We start from the raw sequence: 14,933 nt of genomic DNA on the forward strand, positions 1-14,933 counted from the left end.
TGGAGCAGGCTAAGCTAAACTTATCCTGACGGGCAAGAGGTTTGGTTTTGACGTGTTCTCACTCGCGGATACCCTTTGCGCATACAGCGAGTAGGTGACCCCATGGCGACGACGTTAACGCAACAACAATCCGACCGGTATTGGGAGGATGGCTACCTCTTTCCCCTCTCCGTCTTTTCCGAAGCCGAGACCGCCGGTTTCCGGGCGGAGCTGGAACAGATTGAGAGTGACTGGCTGGATGCGGATCTGCCCTTGCCTTTGAACACCTACAAGCGGGTCAATGCGCATCTGGTCATGCCACTTGCGGCGCGCATCGCTCAGGATCCCCGCGTTCTCGATGTGGTCGAGGGCGTTCTGGGCTCTGATATCATGATCTGGTCGGCTGAGTTTTTCATCAAGGAGGCCAACACCGTGCAAACGGTTGGTATGCATCAGGACCTCACCTATTGGGGCATGGGGGAAACGCCGGATCAGGTCACGGCCTGGATCGCTCTCTCCCCCGCGACAGAGCGCAGCGGGTGTATGGATTTCGTGCGCGCCAGCCACAAGAACCCGATCTTGCCGCATACCGATACATATTCGGAAACGAACCTGTTGTCCCGCGGGCAAGAGGTGGCCGTCGAAGTTGCCGAGACTGACAAGACCCATATCGAGCTCGCGCCCGGTCAGATGTCGCTGCATCACGGGCTGACGATCCACGGTTCAGGGCCGAACCAGTCCGAAGACCGGCGGATCGGGTTGGCTATCCGCTATCTCAGTCCCGGAGCGCAACAATTGGTGGCGGATCGGGATTATGCGCTGCTGGCAAGGGGCTCGGACAAACACAGCAATTTCGTGCCGGTTCAAGCACCTACAGAATTGTTCTCATCCGATGCATTAGCAACGTATGAGCAAGTCCGGCGGGATCAGAGCAAAGCACTGGCCGAAGGGGCAGACGCGTCTGTTCCGCTCTATGCAGGTTGAGGTGGGCGGTTACCGCCCGACCCCCACATAGGTTTCAAAACCTGCTTTTTCGACACTGTCCTGAGAGTAGACGTTGCGCAGATCCACCATGCGCGGCGTCTTCATCGCTCCACCAAGTTCGCTTAGGTTCAAGGCACGGAACTCGTTCCATTCGGTCAGAAGAACAACGACGTCCGCATCCTTGGCCGCCACGTATGGGTCGTCGCACCAATCCACGCCGGGCAGCAGCGCCTCGCCCTCAGCACGGCCTTGCGGGTCGACCACGCGCACTTTGGCCCCTCCGCCGATCAAGGCCGGAATGATAGTCAGGGACGGGGCATCGCGCATATCGTCGGTGTTGGGTTTGAATGTCACCCCCAGCACGGTCACGGTCTTGCGGTTGAAATTGTCGTCGCAAGCGTCGCGGATCTTTTCAATCATTCGCTTTTTCACACCGTCATTGACGCGGATCACGGTCTCGGTGATCTGCATCGGATACGCGTGTTCCTGACCGATCCGGGCCAGAGCGGCAGTATCCTTGGGAAAGCACGAACCGCCATAGCCAGGGCCGGCATGCAGGAATTTATTGCCGATCCGACCATCCAGCCCGATCCCGCGCGACACCTCCTTAACGTCGGCGCCCACTTTCTCACAGAGGCCGGCAATCTCGTTGATGAAGGTGATCTTAGTCGCGAGGAAGGCGTTGGCGGCGTATTTGATCATCTCGGCGCTTTCCAGATCGGTGGTCAAGATCGGGAAGTCTCGCAGATAAAGCGGGCGATAGATCTCGGCCATCACCTCGGCAGCGCGGTCGTTTTCTATGCCGACCACAACCCGGTCAGGACGCATGAAATCGTCGATCGCAGCCCCTTCACGCAGAAATTCCGGGTTCGAGGCCACATCGAACTGCGCATTCGGATTTGCGGCAGTGACGACCTGCTGCACCTTGCGGTTGGTGCCGACGGGCACGGTAGATTTTGTCACGATCACCGCATAGTCGGTCAGCGCATTGGCGATTTCTTCGGCTGCAGCCATGACGTAGGTCAGATCCGCGTGCCCGTCCCCGCGTCGCGTCGGTGTGCCGACGGCGATGAATACCGCATCCGCTCCGTCCACCGCGTCTTGCAGGTTGGTCGTAAAACTAAGTCGCCCGGCGGCCACATTCTTGGCCATGAGGGTGTCCAGCCCCGGCTCATAAATCGGAACCTCACCGGCTTGCAGCAACTGGATTTTATGCTCGGACTTGTCGACGCAGATCACATCATGGCCGAAATCCGAAAAACACACTCCTGACACCAAACCCACATAGCCGGTGCCTATCATCGCAATACGCAAGCTCGAATTCCTTTTTTGTCTTGGCCGAAATGCGCCTGCACAATCAAAGAAATCGTGGTCAGGTGCAATGCCAGATTGTTGCCTTGGGTTGCATTCCATACGGTCTTGCTGTTTTTGAGACGTCAAACAGACGCATTTGTGGAAACGAGGCACAGTTATGACCAAAACGGCATTGATCACCGGCATTACCGGTCAGGACGGATCGTATCTGGCCGAGTTCCTTCTGGAAAAAGGCTATGAGGTGCATGGGATCAAGCGGCGGGCCTCGTCGTTCAACACGCAGCGGATCGACCATATCTATCAGGACCCGCACGAGCCGAACCCCAAGCTGCATCTGCACTATGGCGATCTGAGCGACACGTCCAACTTGACGCGGATTATCCAGCAGGTGCAGCCTGATGAGGTCTACAACCTCGGGGCCCAATCGCATGTGGCAGTCAGCTTCGAATCCCCAGAATACACGGCTGATGTGGATGCGATTGGGACGCTGCGCCTGCTCGAGGCGATCCGGTTTCTGGGACTGGAGGAGAAGTGCCGCTTTTACCAGGCCTCCACGTCCGAGCTTTATGGGCTGGTGCAGGAAACGCCTCAACGCGAGACCACGCCGTTCCACCCGCGCTCGCCCTATGCGGTCGCCAAGCTCTATTCCTATTGGATCACGGTCAACTATCGTGAGGCCTACGGGATGTATGCTTGCAACGGCATCCTGTTCAACCACGAAAGCCCGCGCCGGGGTGAGACCTTCGTGACCCGTAAAATCACGCGCGGCCTGGCGAATATTGCGCAGGGCCTCGAAGATTGCCTGCATATGGGCAATATAGACAGCCTACGGGACTGGGGCCATGCCAAGGATTATGTCCGCATGCAGTGGCTGATGCTGCAGCAGGACGCGCCCGAGGATTTCGTGATCGCGACTGGGGTGCAATATTCCGTGCGTCAGTTCATCGAATGGTCCGCCGCCGAGCTGGGTGTGACGCTTGAATTCACTGGTGAAGGTGTTGATGAAATTGCAACCGTCAAAGCGGTAGAGGGCGACAACGCTCCGGCACTGAAACCCGGGGACGTCGTGATGCGGATCAACCCCCGCTATTTCCGCCCGGCTGAGGTGGACACCCTGTTGGGTGATCCGTCCAAAGCCAAACAGAAACTGGGCTGGGTGCCGGAGTTGACGGTACAGGACATGTGCGAAGAGATGGTGCGCGAAGACCTCAAAACAGCGCAGCGCCACGCACTGCTGAAGCAACACGGCTACGAGATGCCCGTGAGCTTGGAAAACGGCTGAGGAACCGACCATGCGGAAAATTTACGTAGCAGGGCACCGCGGCATGGTTGGTGGTGCCATCCTGCGCAAATTGCAGGACCGGCAGGCCGCAGGCAAGGCCCTGAGCCTCATCACCCGCACGCATTCCGAACTGGATTTGACCGATCAAGCCGCGGTGCGCGCTTTCATGCGGGCTGAGAAGCCCGATGTGGTTGTGCTGGCTGCGGCCAAGGTCGGTGGCATTCATGCCAACAATACCTTCCCGGCCGATTTCATTTACAAAAACCTGATGATCGAATGCAACGTGATCAACCAGGCATTTGAGGCCGGAGTCAAACACCTACTACAACTTGGAAGCTCGTGCATCTATCCGCGCGCGGCTGTACAACCGATGCGCGAAGACGCTCTGCTGACGGGTATTCTGGAACCCACCAACGAACCTTACGCGGTGGCTAAGATCGCCGGGATCAAGCTGTGCGAAAGTTATAACCGGCAGCACGGTGTTGACTATCGCTCGGTCATGCCGACCAACCTCTATGGTCCGGGCGACAATTTCCATCCTGAAAACAGCCATGTGCTGCCCGCCCTGATCCGCCGTTTCCACGAAGCGCAGCGGGACGGTTTGGACGAGGTGATGATCTGGGGCACCGGCAAACCCCGTCGTGAATTCCTCCATGTGGATGACATGGCCGAGGCGTCCCTGTTCGTGCTGGACCTGCCGCGAGACGTTTATGAAGCGAACACGCAGCCGATGCTCAGCCATATCAACGTCGGGTGCGGGTCTGACATCTCGATTGCCGAGCTTGCGGCGCTGGTGGCGCAGGTCACGGGCTACAAAGGGCGGATCACGCAGGATACCTCAAAACCCGATGGGACCCTGCGCAAGTTGATGGATGTGTCACGTCTGGCGGATATGGGATGGACGGCCTCGATCGGGCTTGAGGACGGTATTCGCGAAACTTACGCTTGGTTTCTTGAACAGTCTCAGGGCGATCTTCGCGCGAAATAGAAGCCCGAACTCCAAGGCCCGGGCCCCATTTTACCTCAGAACCAACGTCCAATCGCGGCAAGAGACGGCGCTAGGATTGTTGCATCTGATGTGGTGGAAAGCACCTTGAAAACGGCCTGGCTGGTCGAGGGTTCGTCGGCCCCGATGAACCGCCCCGCGCTGCCACCGCTGCCGCTGACAGACGGGGTCGCCGCGAAAACGACCGGGAAGGTCCACGTCTCCGTGTTGCTAGCGAAAAGCGCGCCTTCAGCAATGGTACAACCTGTCGCGGTCAGGGTTGCGGTACAAATCTGAGTGCCATCAGCGAAACGGACATAGTCGCCCGTTTCAGTGCTGCCGCGTTCGATCACTGCACCCGTCGGCGCACCTGCGTTTTCCGACACCGACCCCAGCAGATTGCCAGGCCCGTACCCATAGTCGGTCCGCATCAAGCGCCCAGCCGTGGTATCCGTCGGGCTGTTTTGAACGGCGGCGCCGCTGGCGATACCCGTGGCGGGATCAAGGCGCAGCGCATCTGTCCATCTGCCACCGTCCGGTGACACCTTGATCGAGAACCCGGTACTGCCGGAAAGGCCCATCTCGGCGTGACCCGTCCAGTTGGACTGAAACAGTAGCGACGCGGTTTCGCCAGAGCCGGACTTGTTGATCTTCAGCTGGTGGCCTCCGCCCTCATGGCTCAGCAGCGTTGCGGGGCCGCGAACGGATAGGCGGTTGGTGCTGTCATAGCCTGTCGCCACACCCACACCGGGCAAGTTAGACGTCTCGACCGGAGGGTTAACCCACGCGCTACCGTCCCACAGTTTCATATGTCCGTCGGCTTGATCCCAGGCGCGCCAGCCTGTCTGCGGGGTCAGGAAATGCCAAGCAGTATCTATCCAGGCGGCCAATTCACCTGAATGGCCGTCCCAATCTCCGGTTGGGTTCGATCCCAACCCATGAATCTCACCCTGTTCTGGGGCGGCGGGTGGATTTTTGCTGCTGGTCGACACAACGCTCAGCTGCACCACGAGGTCCAACTGGCGCAGGGCTTCGTTGTGGGTGACATGTTTCTGCGCCTGAGACGGCTGCAAAAACGGCAGGTTCAATCTGGGTGAGGTCTGAGACACGGGCGTCCTCCTTGGCTGTCAGTCCGACATTTCGTTGCGCGCCACCCTGCCGTATGACGCATGAATTCTGTCTGACCGCAGCGAACGCCCGGAGGTGTTTCTGTTTACCTTTTCACCTGAATCTCGTGCAAAAAACTGAATTCAAACAGTTTAACTGCGTGAGTAGATGTCCTCATAGCGGATGATGTCATCCTCACCCAGATACGTGCCAGTCTGGACCTCGATCAGCACCATGGGCACCTTGCCGGGGTTTTCCATCCGATGGACCGCACCCAAAGGAATGTAGACAGACTGGTTTTCGGAAACCAGACGGTCTTCCTCGTCGATTGTGACCTTGGCGGTGCCTTCCACCACGATCCAGTGCTCCGACCGATGGTGATGAGACTGTAGACTGAGCGCCGCGCCGGGATGGACATGGATGCGCTTGACCTGAAACCGGTCGCCGATCACCAGGCTTTCGAACCAACCCCAAGGGCGGTGGTCTACTGGCAGGGATTCGGCCTGTTTCGCACCTTTGGCCTTCAGCGCGGTCACGGCCTTTTTGACGTCCTGCGCCTTGTCCATGCTGGCGACCAGAACCGCGTCGGGCATGGCAACGGCGATCACGTCCTGCAAACCCAGCGCTACAACCTCCTGCGCCGGAGATTCCGAGCGGACCAGCACGTTTTGACAGTCAATCGCCGTGACTTCACCAGAGGTCGCGACGCCATCTGTGTCGGGATGGGTCAACTCTTGCACCGCGGACCAACTGCCTACATCCGACCACCCGGCTGCATAGGGCACAACGCTCAGGTTGTCCGCTTTCTCCATCACGGCATAGTCGATCGAGATATCTTCGACCTCAGACCACGCCTCGGCATCCAGTCTGAGGAAACCAAGATCACTCTTGGCGTTTTCGACAGCGTTTTTAACAGGGCTCATCAGGGCAGGGGCGTGTTGTTCGAATGCGGCGATGATGTCGCGAACGGCAAACAGAAAGATGCCCGAGTTCCACAGATAGCTGCCATCGGCCAGCATGGATTCGGCTGTTTCAAGATCGGGCTTTTCAACGAACCGATCCAGAGGGACCGCGCGGGTTTCGGGCGTTTGGCTCAGTTTCAGGTAGCCATAGCCGGTTTCCGGCCGATCTGGAGTGATGCCGAAGGTCAGCAGATCACCACGCTCGGCAATCGCGCGCAAACCCTCAGACACCGCGTCGTGAAAGGCGCTGGAATCGGGGACGACGTGGTCAGATGGAGCCACCAGCATCACCGAATCCTGGTCGATTTCATTCAGGAACAAGGCTGCGGCCAGAACGGCGGGCGCGGTGTTGCGTCCTTCGGGTTCGATCAGAACCGGGCCGGGGTCTATACCGATCTCGGTCAATTGCTCCGGCACAACGAAGCGAAACGCCTCATTCGTGAGGACCACAGGTTTGGCGTAAGGCGCAGCTTCAGGCCCACGCATTCTGAGGGCGCAATCCTGCAGCAGGCTGTTTTCGCCGAGCAAGGGCACGAACTGCTTGGGATAGCTTTTACGCGAGAGCGGCCACAAACGGGTTCCAGAACCCCCGCACAGAATTACTGGGTATACGGTTGTCATGATCGCGCAGCGTCTTTCATTTGTGTGTCTTATCGCCCGTTTACTGGGCCGCTTTCTCTGCCGAGACAAGGTCGTGCAGATACGCGCTCAGGTCATCGCGCAGATCATCACGGGCCAAGGCAAATGCAACCGTCGCCTGCAGGAATCCAGCTTTCGATCCGCAGTCGAAGCGTTGACCGTCAAATTTGTAGCCAAAGACAGGAACACCGTTGCGGATATCTTCGGCAATGGCGTCGGTCAGCTGGATTTCTCCGCCGCTGCCCTTCTTTTTTTGGTTCAGATTGTACAGAACTGACGGCCCAAGCACGTAGCGTCCGATTACGGCGAGGTTTGAGGGCGCATCCTCAGGCTTGGGCTTTTCGACCATGCCGCGTGTGCGCACGACCGTGCCCACATTGTCGCCCACATCCAACACCCCGTAAGAGCTGGTTTTTTCTGGCGGAACCTCCATCGCGGCAACCATATTGCCGCCGGTTTCCTCATACGCTTCGATCATCTGCTGCAAACAGGGCTTGTCGGCGGCGATGACGTCATCGGGCAGCATGACGGCGAAAGGCTCGTCCCCGATCAGACGGCGCGCGCACCAGACCGCGTGGCCAAGCCCAAGCGCCTTGTGCTGGCGGATATAGGCGATGGCGCCGCTTTCCATGTTTGTCGCATTGAGCGTATCCAGCAGCTTGTCCTTGCCTTTGGCTTTCAGCTCTTGTTCCAGAACGAGGTTATGGTCGAAATAATCCTCAAGCGCGGATTTCCCGCGGGACGTGACAAATATGAACTCGGTGATCCCGGCTGCGCGGGCTTCGTCGATGGCGTATTGGACCAGAGGGCGGTCAACCAGCGTCATGATCTCTTTCGGGACGGATTTCGTCGCGGGCAAAAAGCGTGTTCCAAGTCCTGCTACGGGGAAAATCGCCTTGGTGACCTTGCGTGTCATAGTGCCTCTCAATCTAGTTGCCCCTTATGGTCGAAACCGGTCGGGTTATTCCTCTTAGGCTTTGGGGCCGGATCATTCAATATTACCCGAAGGGCCTGAGCTTAAATCGGTCAGATCGTGCCATGGAGGGAACAGCAAGTCAAAAGACAGTTATGTTGCCAGTTTCTGGTTTCTGGGGCTGTTATCTCAAGCCTGGAGGCCGCTTAGTTGAAGCACTCCAGTATCGCGTTCTGGGCGATGTATCCATAACGGGTTGATTCTAAACAGCCGCGCCAAGCCTGTGCGACATCTCCGGTCAATAGAAAGGCCGTGCATCAAGCCAATTTAGGCGAGTCCATCAATTGAACGGCAATTGGCAACGATAGCCAAATAAGAAGAGCATTGTTGATTTTGACTGGGGCTGGCTACTGACCAAGTTCAGAGACAAGTGCACGGTCAGGGAAACACGTCTCGGCCCGACCTTGCGTTTTCTGCCAGCGCCCGATTGAGCGTCGTGTTTTGAAACCTGGCAGCCCATCTGCACCGCCGACATCATGGCCAAGGCGTTCCAACCCTCTTTGCATCGCTGCAATTTCTGATCGGTATAGCGGGTCAACGCGACCCCAGCGCGCTGTGAAGTCTCCGACGCCGAATGCAATCCGATCCCCGACATGACCCACGAACAGGGCGTATAGATCGCTCTTGTTGTATTCTTTCAGGACGTAGAAATTCTGGGTCACCAAAAACGCAGGCCCGGTTCGACCTGCGGGCATCATTAGGAACCCTTGGGCGGGCAGTTCATGCGCTGGAAACGGACGGCCCGATGTTCGCGTGATCCCCATCAAGGCCCATTCCTCGATCTTGCGACCCTGATCAGGACCCTCCAGAGCGCAGCTGAGTGTATCAGGCACAAAAACCTCAAACCCCCAATCACGGCCCGAAATCCAGCCATGCTTCGACAGGTAGTTGGCGATCGAGGCGATCGTGTCCTCTTCGGATTGCCAGATATCTGCGCTGGCATCGCCATCTCCGTCCACGGCGTAAGTCAGAAAACTCGACGGCATGAATTGCGGCTGCCCCAGCGCTCCGGCCCAGCTGCTTTTCATCTCACGACCGTTCAAATGCCCTGCTTCCGCGATTTGCAAAGCGGCCAGCAACTCGGCTGTGAAATATTGCGAGCGGGTGCTCATGAACCCCTTTGTCGCTAGGACCTGAAACGCGTTGTGAGGGATCGCCACTTGGCCATATCCGCTTTCACGTCCCCAGATGGCGAGGATAATGCGGGCTGGAACGCCGGTTTCGGCCTCGATACGGGCAAGCACCGCCGCATGCCGTTTGGCCATTTTGCGCCCCTGAGCAGTCGCGCCTTGCAACGAGCCTGCTTTGAAATAGCGCGCTGGCGCTCCGAATTCGGCCTGGGATTGTGGTTTTGATGACCGCGGCGGGCTGCCCGGCGGCACCAGATCGGGAAGATCCCATTTCAATGTCACGCCGGACAGAGCCTGTGTCATGGTCTGGCGCGAAACGCCTTTGGCACGGGCTTGCGGCCACACCGTTTCCTGCAACCAGTTTTGAAACTGACGCTCAACCTTGGCGCGATCTTGCGCGTTGGCCGCCAGGGGCTGGATGGCAAGGCAAAAAATCAAAATGAGAATACGCATCGTAGCCAAGGTGTGTCCCGACGATGCCTGCAAGTCAACCGAAACCAGAGCACCATTGGTGCCAGCTTGAAGGCTGCGATCAAAAGCCTTGAGAAATCTCTTGCCTTTGTCGATAGTTGCACTGAAACGGGATGCGAAAGAGGACAGTCGCCTATGACCAAGGTCAGAACGGCCCTCATATCGGCGGCGATGCTGATGGCCCTTGTGGTAGTGGTATCATCGGCCCGGACCGCAGGCGCCAGTGACAGCTTCATGGACCCTCAGGGACCAATCGCGGCGGTGCAGAAGGTACATCTTTTGCGGGCAACGTGGTTGATTTTGATCGCTGTTGTGCCTGTTCTTGTTCTGGTTCCGCTTATCGCGCTGCGATATCGTCGTCGGAAGGGCGGCACAGCTGCTTATAGGCCAGATTGGGACTTCTCGCCCCGGCTCGAGATGGTGATGTGGGGCGTTCCGGTGGTGATCGTCACGATTTTGTCGATCTACCTGTGGAAAGCGACCCATCGTCTGGACCCTTATGCGGCTCCCTTTGGGGATGAACCTGCCGTTCAGGTTCAGGTCGTGGGCCTCGATTGGAAGTGGTTGTTTATCTATCCCGATCTCGGGATCGCGACCGTGGGTGAGATGGGAATTCCCGTCAAACAGCAAATCGCTCTGACTCTGACGACGGACACGGTAATGCAGTCTTTTATGATCCCTGCCTTGGCCGGGCAGATTTACGCGATGCCGGGCATGACCACTCAGCTGCATTTAGTCGCAGATCAACCCGAACAGATGCAAGGCGAGAATACGCAATATAACGGGCGCGGCTTCACGAAACAGAAGTTCGAAACGCTTGCCCTGTCGGCGGAAGACTTTGACGCTTGGGTCGAAGGCGTGCGCCAGAACGGCATCGTGTTGGATGCGGCGACGTATAGGACCGTCGCCATGCGCTCGGACCGGGATGAGGTGCAACAGGCTCTCGGAACCTCAGATATGCCTGAAAACGCCTTGTATTTCCGCTTGGATGACGGCGATTTGTTTCAGTCGATTCTGCACCGCTATCACTCTGGCCAAGCCTTGCCGCGCGATCAGCAGCCGGGAACAGCCTCATACGGGCAGGGGGTCGGCCAATGACTTCAGAGACCGGTTTCTTCGGCCGCCTCAGTTGGGACGCGTTTCCAATCGCGGGGCTGATCCAGAACCCCAACGCAAATGAGATCGTCGCCAATGCCGCCGCTGCCGTGGTCATAGTCGGAGCGGCTGCCGTTGTCTTTCTGCTGTCCTGGTTTCGGCTGTGGGGGCCGCTGTGGCGCGACTGGCTGACCAGCGCCGACCACAAGAAAATCGGCATCATGTATATCGTCTTTGCCATCGTGATGCTGGCCCGAGGGGTGCTGGAAGGCGTTGTCATGCGCGCCCAGCAGGCCGCGGGGCCCGGCGACGGTTTCCTTGAGGCCGAGCATTTCGCCGAACTCTTCAGTACGCACGGCACGATCATGATTTTCTTTGTCGCTGTGCCCTTTGTCTTTGGCATCGCGAACTACGTCATTCCACTGATGATCGGCGCGCGGGACGTCGCCTTTCCTGTGATGAACCAGATCAGTCTGGGGCTGACGGTCTCGGCGGGCATGATGCTGATGGTTTCTCTCGTGGTCGGAGAGTTCTCGACCGGGGGGTGGACCGCTTATCCGCCCTATACCGGGGCCGCGTTTAACCCGGGTGTGGGGCCGGACTATTGGATCTGGGCTATAGTTGTCTCGGGAATCGGAACGACCCTGACCGGGATCAACTTTGCCGTCACGATCTACAAGCTGCGGGCTCCCGGAATGACCTTCATGCGGCTGCCGATGTATTGTTGGACGATCATCTGTAGCTCGATTCTCATCGTCTTTGCGATGCCGCCGCTCGGGGTCGCGGCCTTGTTGCTGGCCGCTGATCGGTATCTGGATTTTCATTTCTTCACTAACGACCTCGGCGGCAATATGATGAACTATGCCAACCTGTTCTGGCTGTTCGGCCACCCCGAGGTCTACCTGCTCGTCCTGCCAGCATATGGCATCTATTCCGAGGTCTTTGCGACCTTCTCGGCCAAGCGCATCTATGGCTATACCTCGCTGGTGATTGCCACCATGTCGATTGCGGTCCTGTCCTTCACAGTCTGGCTGCATCACTTCTTCACCATGGGCCAAAGCGCGCTGATCAATGCCGTGTTCGGCATTGCGACCATGTTGATTGCCATCCCTACCGGCGTGAAGGTCTATGACTGGATGGCCACCCTCTGGCGGGGGCGTATCCGGTTCTCGGTGCCGATGCTCTATGGACTGGCTTTCCTGATGTTGTTTGTCATTGGCGGCCTCAGCGGAGTGATCTTGGCCAATCCAACCGTTGACTATCAGGTCCACAACACCCTGTTTCTCGTGGCGCATTTCCACAATGTTCTGCTGCCCGGCGTGCTATTTGGCTTGCTCGCGGCCTATAACTACTGGTTCCCCAAGGCGTTTGGGTTTCGTCTAAATGAAGGGTGGGGCAGGGTGACGGTTGCGCTCTGGACTGTTGGGTTCATGCTGACCTTCCTACCGCTCTATTTTGTCGGCCTGATGGGCATGCCGCGCCGGTCGTTCAGTTGGGAAGACCCGAGCTTTCACCCCTATATGATCGTCGCGGTCGTCGGTGCTTTGGTCATCACAGCAGCGCTGCTGTCGGTTCTGGTCCAGCTTTGGGTTAGCATCCGCGACCGCGAAAAAACCCGCGTTCCTGTGGGCGACCCATGGGATGGCCGCTCGTTGGAGTGGTCGATCCCTTCACCGCCACCGCCCTACAACTTTGCCATCATCCCACAGGTAACCGCGCGGGATGACTTCGCCACCGCCAAAGAACGCGGCGCGGCCTATCCCACCCCTGACGCCTATGAGGATATCGATATGCCGCGCAATACCGGGATCGGGTTCATCCTCTGCGTGACCAGCGGTATCTGGATGTTTGCGCTGGTCTGGTGGATCTGGTGGCTGGCAGCGCTGATGACGGTTGCGATGATCCTTGCCTTCATCACCTGGACCTTCGACACCAGCACCGAAATCACCATCCCCGCCGAGGAGGTCCGTAAGGAGCACGAAGCCTGGCTCGCACTGGTTCACAGCGAAACCGCCGTGGATCGGGACCACGAGACGGCGACGGAAAACCGAGGTCTTGCCCGACCCGACATGGAGGTGGTGACATGAAACGCGCCCCAACTCATAGCTATCCCGGCATCAACCTCGGTGAACGCCACGCCAGTGCCCACAAAGCGTCCGAAGTCGTCACCTTCGGTTTCTGGGTCTTCCTGATGAGCGATCTGGTCTATTTCGGCCTGATGTTCGCGATCTACATCACGATGATCGACGCGCAGGCGGGTGGTCCCGGCCCGCACGAGCTGTTCGACCTCAAAAGTATCTTCGCGCAAACCATGATCCTGTTGACCAGCAGCTTGACAGTCGGGTTGGCCATGCTGGCTCTGAAATACAACCTGCCAAGGTCAAAGATCATTCTGTGGTTCGGAGTAACGCTGTTCTTGGGCATCAGCTTCCTTGTTCTTGAGATCCGAGACTTTATGGCAATGGTCGAGAAGGGCGGTATTCCGCAACGCAGTGGCTTCCTTTCTGCCTTCTACGGGCTAGTGCCGTTGCATGGCCTGCACGTGGCGGCAGGCTGTGTTTGGTTGATTGTTTTAGGTATTCAACTGCGGGTCATGGGCATGACCGATCTAGTCATCTCACGCGTCGTGCGGCTTGCATTGTTCTGGCACTTTCTCGACCTGATCTGGATCGGCATCATCACAATCGTCTATTTCGGAGGTCTGACCTATGGATAAACGCTCCGAGATGCACCGGCGCGAGCGGCGGCGCTATGTCATTGGCTACGGAGGCTCGCTGCTTTTGACGCTTGCGATGTTTGGCGTTGCACAGGTGTTCGGCATTGAAACGACCGGAGTGTATCTGACTATCGGTCTGTTGGGTCTGGCGCAGTTGATCTTTCAACTGGTCTATTTCCTGCACATAGATCGTCGTCGCAGCAGCCGCGAGGATCTGGATCTGATCCTATTCTCGACCCTTGTTCTGTTGATTATCATTCTCGGAACGGTCTGGATCTTGGGCAACCTTGCGGTCCGAATGCATATGCACGCAATGTAGCCGGTACGTCAGCGTGTTATGACGAGACCCAACCACAACGCGCCCCAACACATCACAAGGCTGACGACGATATTGCCTGCGGCCAGAACCAGAGTTTGCTTGCGTCGCAGCTCTAGCGATTGATAGGCGAAGCTGGAAAAAGTGGTAAACCCGCCGCAAAAGCCGAATACCAATCGCTTTTCCTCCTCGCCCATGTCGACGGGGCCTCCCAGATAGCCCAGCCACAGCCCAAGCAACAGGCTGCCAAGCACGTTCACTATCAAGGTTGAGAGAGGGAGGTCATGCGTGATCCGCAACGCCACCCAATGACGAAGAACAGCACCCAAACCACCGCCTAGGCCAAACAGAGCATGCAGGTACAGATCCGTCATACGGACCCCCGACCTGCATGAAAACGCCGCCCAAGGGCCTCACCGGCGATTGCGGCACCCAGGCCAACTGCAATCTCCAACCCGGCCGCCGCCACTGCCGCCCCAAGCGTGTTTGCAGCCAACCGTTCAAGCTCGGCCACGAATGAAGAGAACGTAGAGAGGCCACCACAAAACCCGACAGCTCCGAGGTGTAAAACATGCGCGTGGACCCGATGGCGAATGGAATACAGCCAGCCAAGGACGAAACAGGCGAAAACGTTGATCCCGAACGTTGCAGTCAGGACCGAAGCGCCCGGGATTTCTACTGAAAAAAACTCCCGCACTAGAGACCCCAGTGCGCCGCCGACAAAAACGGCAAGAAACATCAAGACGCGGCCTTGTGTACCTGATTGAGAGTTCTGCGTGTTCACTCTGCCTGCCCTTAATGCCAGCCTGTCAGGCGTCGCGCCTTAAAACATTAGATCGATCAAACTCGTAACGCGATTTCACAAACGCGTCTCCTTTGATTGCAAACTGTCTGAGGGCTTGCAATCAAAAGCCAAGCTGTTTCACTTTGATTTATCATTTTCGGTTTTGATCTGAATGGATTTTACGCCGCACTCCAAA

14 protein-coding genes are annotated in these 14,933 nt (G+C 57.7%); 7 read left to right on the forward strand and 7 right to left on the reverse strand.

Going from position 1 to position 14,933, the window contains the following annotated elements:
- Positions 1 to 102: 102 nt before the first annotated feature.
- Positions 103 to 963 (forward strand): phytanoyl-CoA dioxygenase family protein, encoded by an 861-nt coding sequence (locus ACRZ95_RS11460; RefSeq protein ID WP_170675831.1) that lies wholly within the window; start codon positions 103 to 105, stop codon positions 961 to 963.
- A gap of 9 nt (positions 964 to 972) precedes the next feature.
- On the opposite strand, the gene ACRZ95_RS11465 is transcribed toward ACRZ95_RS11460, so the two are convergent.
- A complete protein-coding gene (locus ACRZ95_RS11465) occupies positions 973 to 2,277 on the reverse strand; it encodes a UDP-glucose dehydrogenase family protein (protein WP_170675830.1) in 1,305 nt (434 codons plus the stop codon).
- 157 nt (positions 2,278 to 2,434) lie between these two features.
- Here ACRZ95_RS11465 and gmd point away from each other — a divergent pair, with 157 nt between their 5' ends.
- Both gmd and fcl read left to right on the forward strand, forming a co-directional pair.
- Positions 2,435 to 3,559: a GDP-mannose 4,6-dehydratase gene (gene gmd, locus ACRZ95_RS11470; RefSeq protein ID WP_170675829.1), complete on the forward strand. Its 1,125-nt coding sequence runs from the start codon at positions 2,435 to 2,437 to the stop codon at positions 3,557 to 3,559.
- Between the two features lie 10 nt (positions 3,560 to 3,569).
- Positions 3,570 to 4,547, forward strand: coding sequence for a GDP-L-fucose synthase (gene fcl, locus ACRZ95_RS11475; RefSeq protein WP_170675828.1), 978 nt, complete (start codon positions 3,570 to 3,572; stop codon positions 4,545 to 4,547).
- A gap of 35 nt (positions 4,548 to 4,582) precedes the next feature.
- Here the strand turns inward: fcl and ACRZ95_RS11480 are convergent, their stop codons facing one another.
- From ACRZ95_RS11480 to ACRZ95_RS11495, 4 genes are all read right to left on the reverse strand, one after another.
- Entirely contained in the window at positions 4,583 to 5,653 is a 1,071-nt protein-coding gene (locus tag ACRZ95_RS11480) for a DUF2793 domain-containing protein (RefSeq protein WP_170675827.1), read from the reverse strand.
- A gap of 150 nt (positions 5,654 to 5,803) precedes the next feature.
- Complete coding sequence (locus ACRZ95_RS11485) at positions 5,804 to 7,234, reverse strand: mannose-1-phosphate guanylyltransferase/mannose-6-phosphate isomerase (protein WP_170675826.1); 1,431 nt, start codon at positions 7,232 to 7,234, stop codon at positions 5,804 to 5,806.
- 40 nt (positions 7,235 to 7,274) lie between these two features.
- Positions 7,275 to 8,168: a UTP--glucose-1-phosphate uridylyltransferase GalU gene (gene galU, locus ACRZ95_RS11490; RefSeq protein ID WP_170639686.1), complete on the reverse strand. Its 894-nt coding sequence runs from the start codon at positions 8,166 to 8,168 to the stop codon at positions 7,275 to 7,277.
- A gap of 404 nt (positions 8,169 to 8,572) precedes the next feature.
- A complete protein-coding gene (locus ACRZ95_RS11495) occupies positions 8,573 to 9,808 on the reverse strand; it encodes a lytic murein transglycosylase (RefSeq protein WP_170675825.1) in 1,236 nt (411 codons plus the stop codon).
- 153 nt (positions 9,809 to 9,961) lie between these two features.
- Between ACRZ95_RS11495 and ACRZ95_RS11500 the strand changes: the two genes are divergently transcribed.
- Genes ACRZ95_RS11500 through ACRZ95_RS11515 form a run of 4 tightly spaced genes read left to right on the forward strand, consistent with a single transcriptional unit; the run spans position 9,962 to position 13,956 of the window.
- The gene (locus tag ACRZ95_RS11500) at positions 9,962 to 10,924 is read left to right on the forward strand and encodes a cytochrome ubiquinol oxidase subunit II family protein (RefSeq protein WP_170675824.1); all 963 of its coding nucleotides are present in this window, start codon (positions 9,962 to 9,964) and stop codon (positions 10,922 to 10,924) included.
- On the forward strand, positions 10,921 to 13,008 hold the full coding sequence (locus ACRZ95_RS11505; protein ID WP_170675823.1) for a cbb3-type cytochrome c oxidase subunit I: 2,088 nt from the start codon (positions 10,921 to 10,923) through the stop codon (positions 13,006 to 13,008). The genes ACRZ95_RS11500 and ACRZ95_RS11505 overlap by 4 nt, the downstream gene beginning before the upstream one ends.
- Positions 13,005 to 13,637 carry a cytochrome c oxidase subunit 3 gene (locus ACRZ95_RS11510; protein ID WP_170675822.1) on the forward strand — a complete coding sequence of 211 codons (633 nt, stop codon included), beginning with the start codon at positions 13,005 to 13,007 and terminating at the stop codon, positions 13,635 to 13,637. The genes ACRZ95_RS11505 and ACRZ95_RS11510 overlap by 4 nt, the downstream gene beginning before the upstream one ends.
- Positions 13,630 to 13,956, forward strand: coding sequence for a cytochrome o ubiquinol oxidase subunit IV (locus tag ACRZ95_RS11515; protein ID WP_419741360.1), 327 nt, complete (start codon positions 13,630 to 13,632; stop codon positions 13,954 to 13,956). Before ACRZ95_RS11510 ends, ACRZ95_RS11515 begins: the two co-directional genes overlap by 8 nt.
- A gap of 8 nt (positions 13,957 to 13,964) precedes the next feature.
- Here the strand turns inward: ACRZ95_RS11515 and crcB are convergent, their stop codons facing one another.
- Complete coding sequence (gene crcB / locus ACRZ95_RS11520; protein WP_170659090.1) at positions 13,965 to 14,327, reverse strand: fluoride efflux transporter CrcB; 363 nt, start codon at positions 14,325 to 14,327, stop codon at positions 13,965 to 13,967.
- Positions 14,324 to 14,692 (reverse strand): FluC/FEX family fluoride channel, encoded by a 369-nt coding sequence (locus tag ACRZ95_RS11525; RefSeq protein ID WP_170659091.1) that lies wholly within the window; start codon positions 14,690 to 14,692, stop codon positions 14,324 to 14,326. Before ACRZ95_RS11525 ends, crcB begins: the two co-directional genes overlap by 4 nt.
- Positions 14,693 to 14,933: the final 241 nt, after the last annotated feature.

It is taken from the genome of Ruegeria sp. AI3 (assembly GCF_056541245.1).

What these genes read in the sequence shown, in the direction of transcription:
- ACRZ95_RS11485 (WP_170675826.1), bottom strand. Translation starts at nt 7,234, where the DNA reads ATGACAACCGTATACCCAGTAATTCTGTGCGGGGGTTCTGGAACCCGT.
- ACRZ95_RS11505 (WP_170675823.1), top strand. Translation starts at nt 10,921, where the DNA reads ATGACTTCAGAGACCGGTTTCTTCGGCCGCCTCAGTTGGGACGCGTTT.
- ACRZ95_RS11525 (WP_170659091.1), bottom strand. Translation starts at nt 14,692, where the DNA reads ATGTTTCTTGCCGTTTTTGTCGGCGGCGCACTGGGGTCTCTAGTGCGG.
- fcl (WP_170675828.1), top strand. Translation starts at nt 3,570, where the DNA reads ATGCGGAAAATTTACGTAGCAGGGCACCGCGGCATGGTTGGTGGTGCC.
- ACRZ95_RS11495 (WP_170675825.1), bottom strand. Translation starts at nt 9,808, where the DNA reads ATGCGTATTCTCATTTTGATTTTTTGCCTTGCCATCCAGCCCCTGGCG.
- ACRZ95_RS11500 (WP_170675824.1), top strand. Translation starts at nt 9,962, where the DNA reads ATGACCAAGGTCAGAACGGCCCTCATATCGGCGGCGATGCTGATGGCC.
- ACRZ95_RS11515 (WP_419741360.1), top strand. Translation starts at nt 13,630, where the DNA reads ATGGATAAACGCTCCGAGATGCACCGGCGCGAGCGGCGGCGCTATGTC.
- ACRZ95_RS11510 (WP_170675822.1), top strand. Translation starts at nt 13,005, where the DNA reads ATGAAACGCGCCCCAACTCATAGCTATCCCGGCATCAACCTCGGTGAA.
- gmd (WP_170675829.1), top strand. Translation starts at nt 2,435, where the DNA reads ATGACCAAAACGGCATTGATCACCGGCATTACCGGTCAGGACGGATCG.
- crcB (WP_170659090.1), bottom strand. Translation starts at nt 14,327, where the DNA reads ATGACGGATCTGTACCTGCATGCTCTGTTTGGCCTAGGCGGTGGTTTG.
- galU (WP_170639686.1), bottom strand. Translation starts at nt 8,168, where the DNA reads ATGACACGCAAGGTCACCAAGGCGATTTTCCCCGTAGCAGGACTTGGA.
- ACRZ95_RS11460 (WP_170675831.1), top strand. Translation starts at nt 103, where the DNA reads ATGGCGACGACGTTAACGCAACAACAATCCGACCGGTATTGGGAGGAT.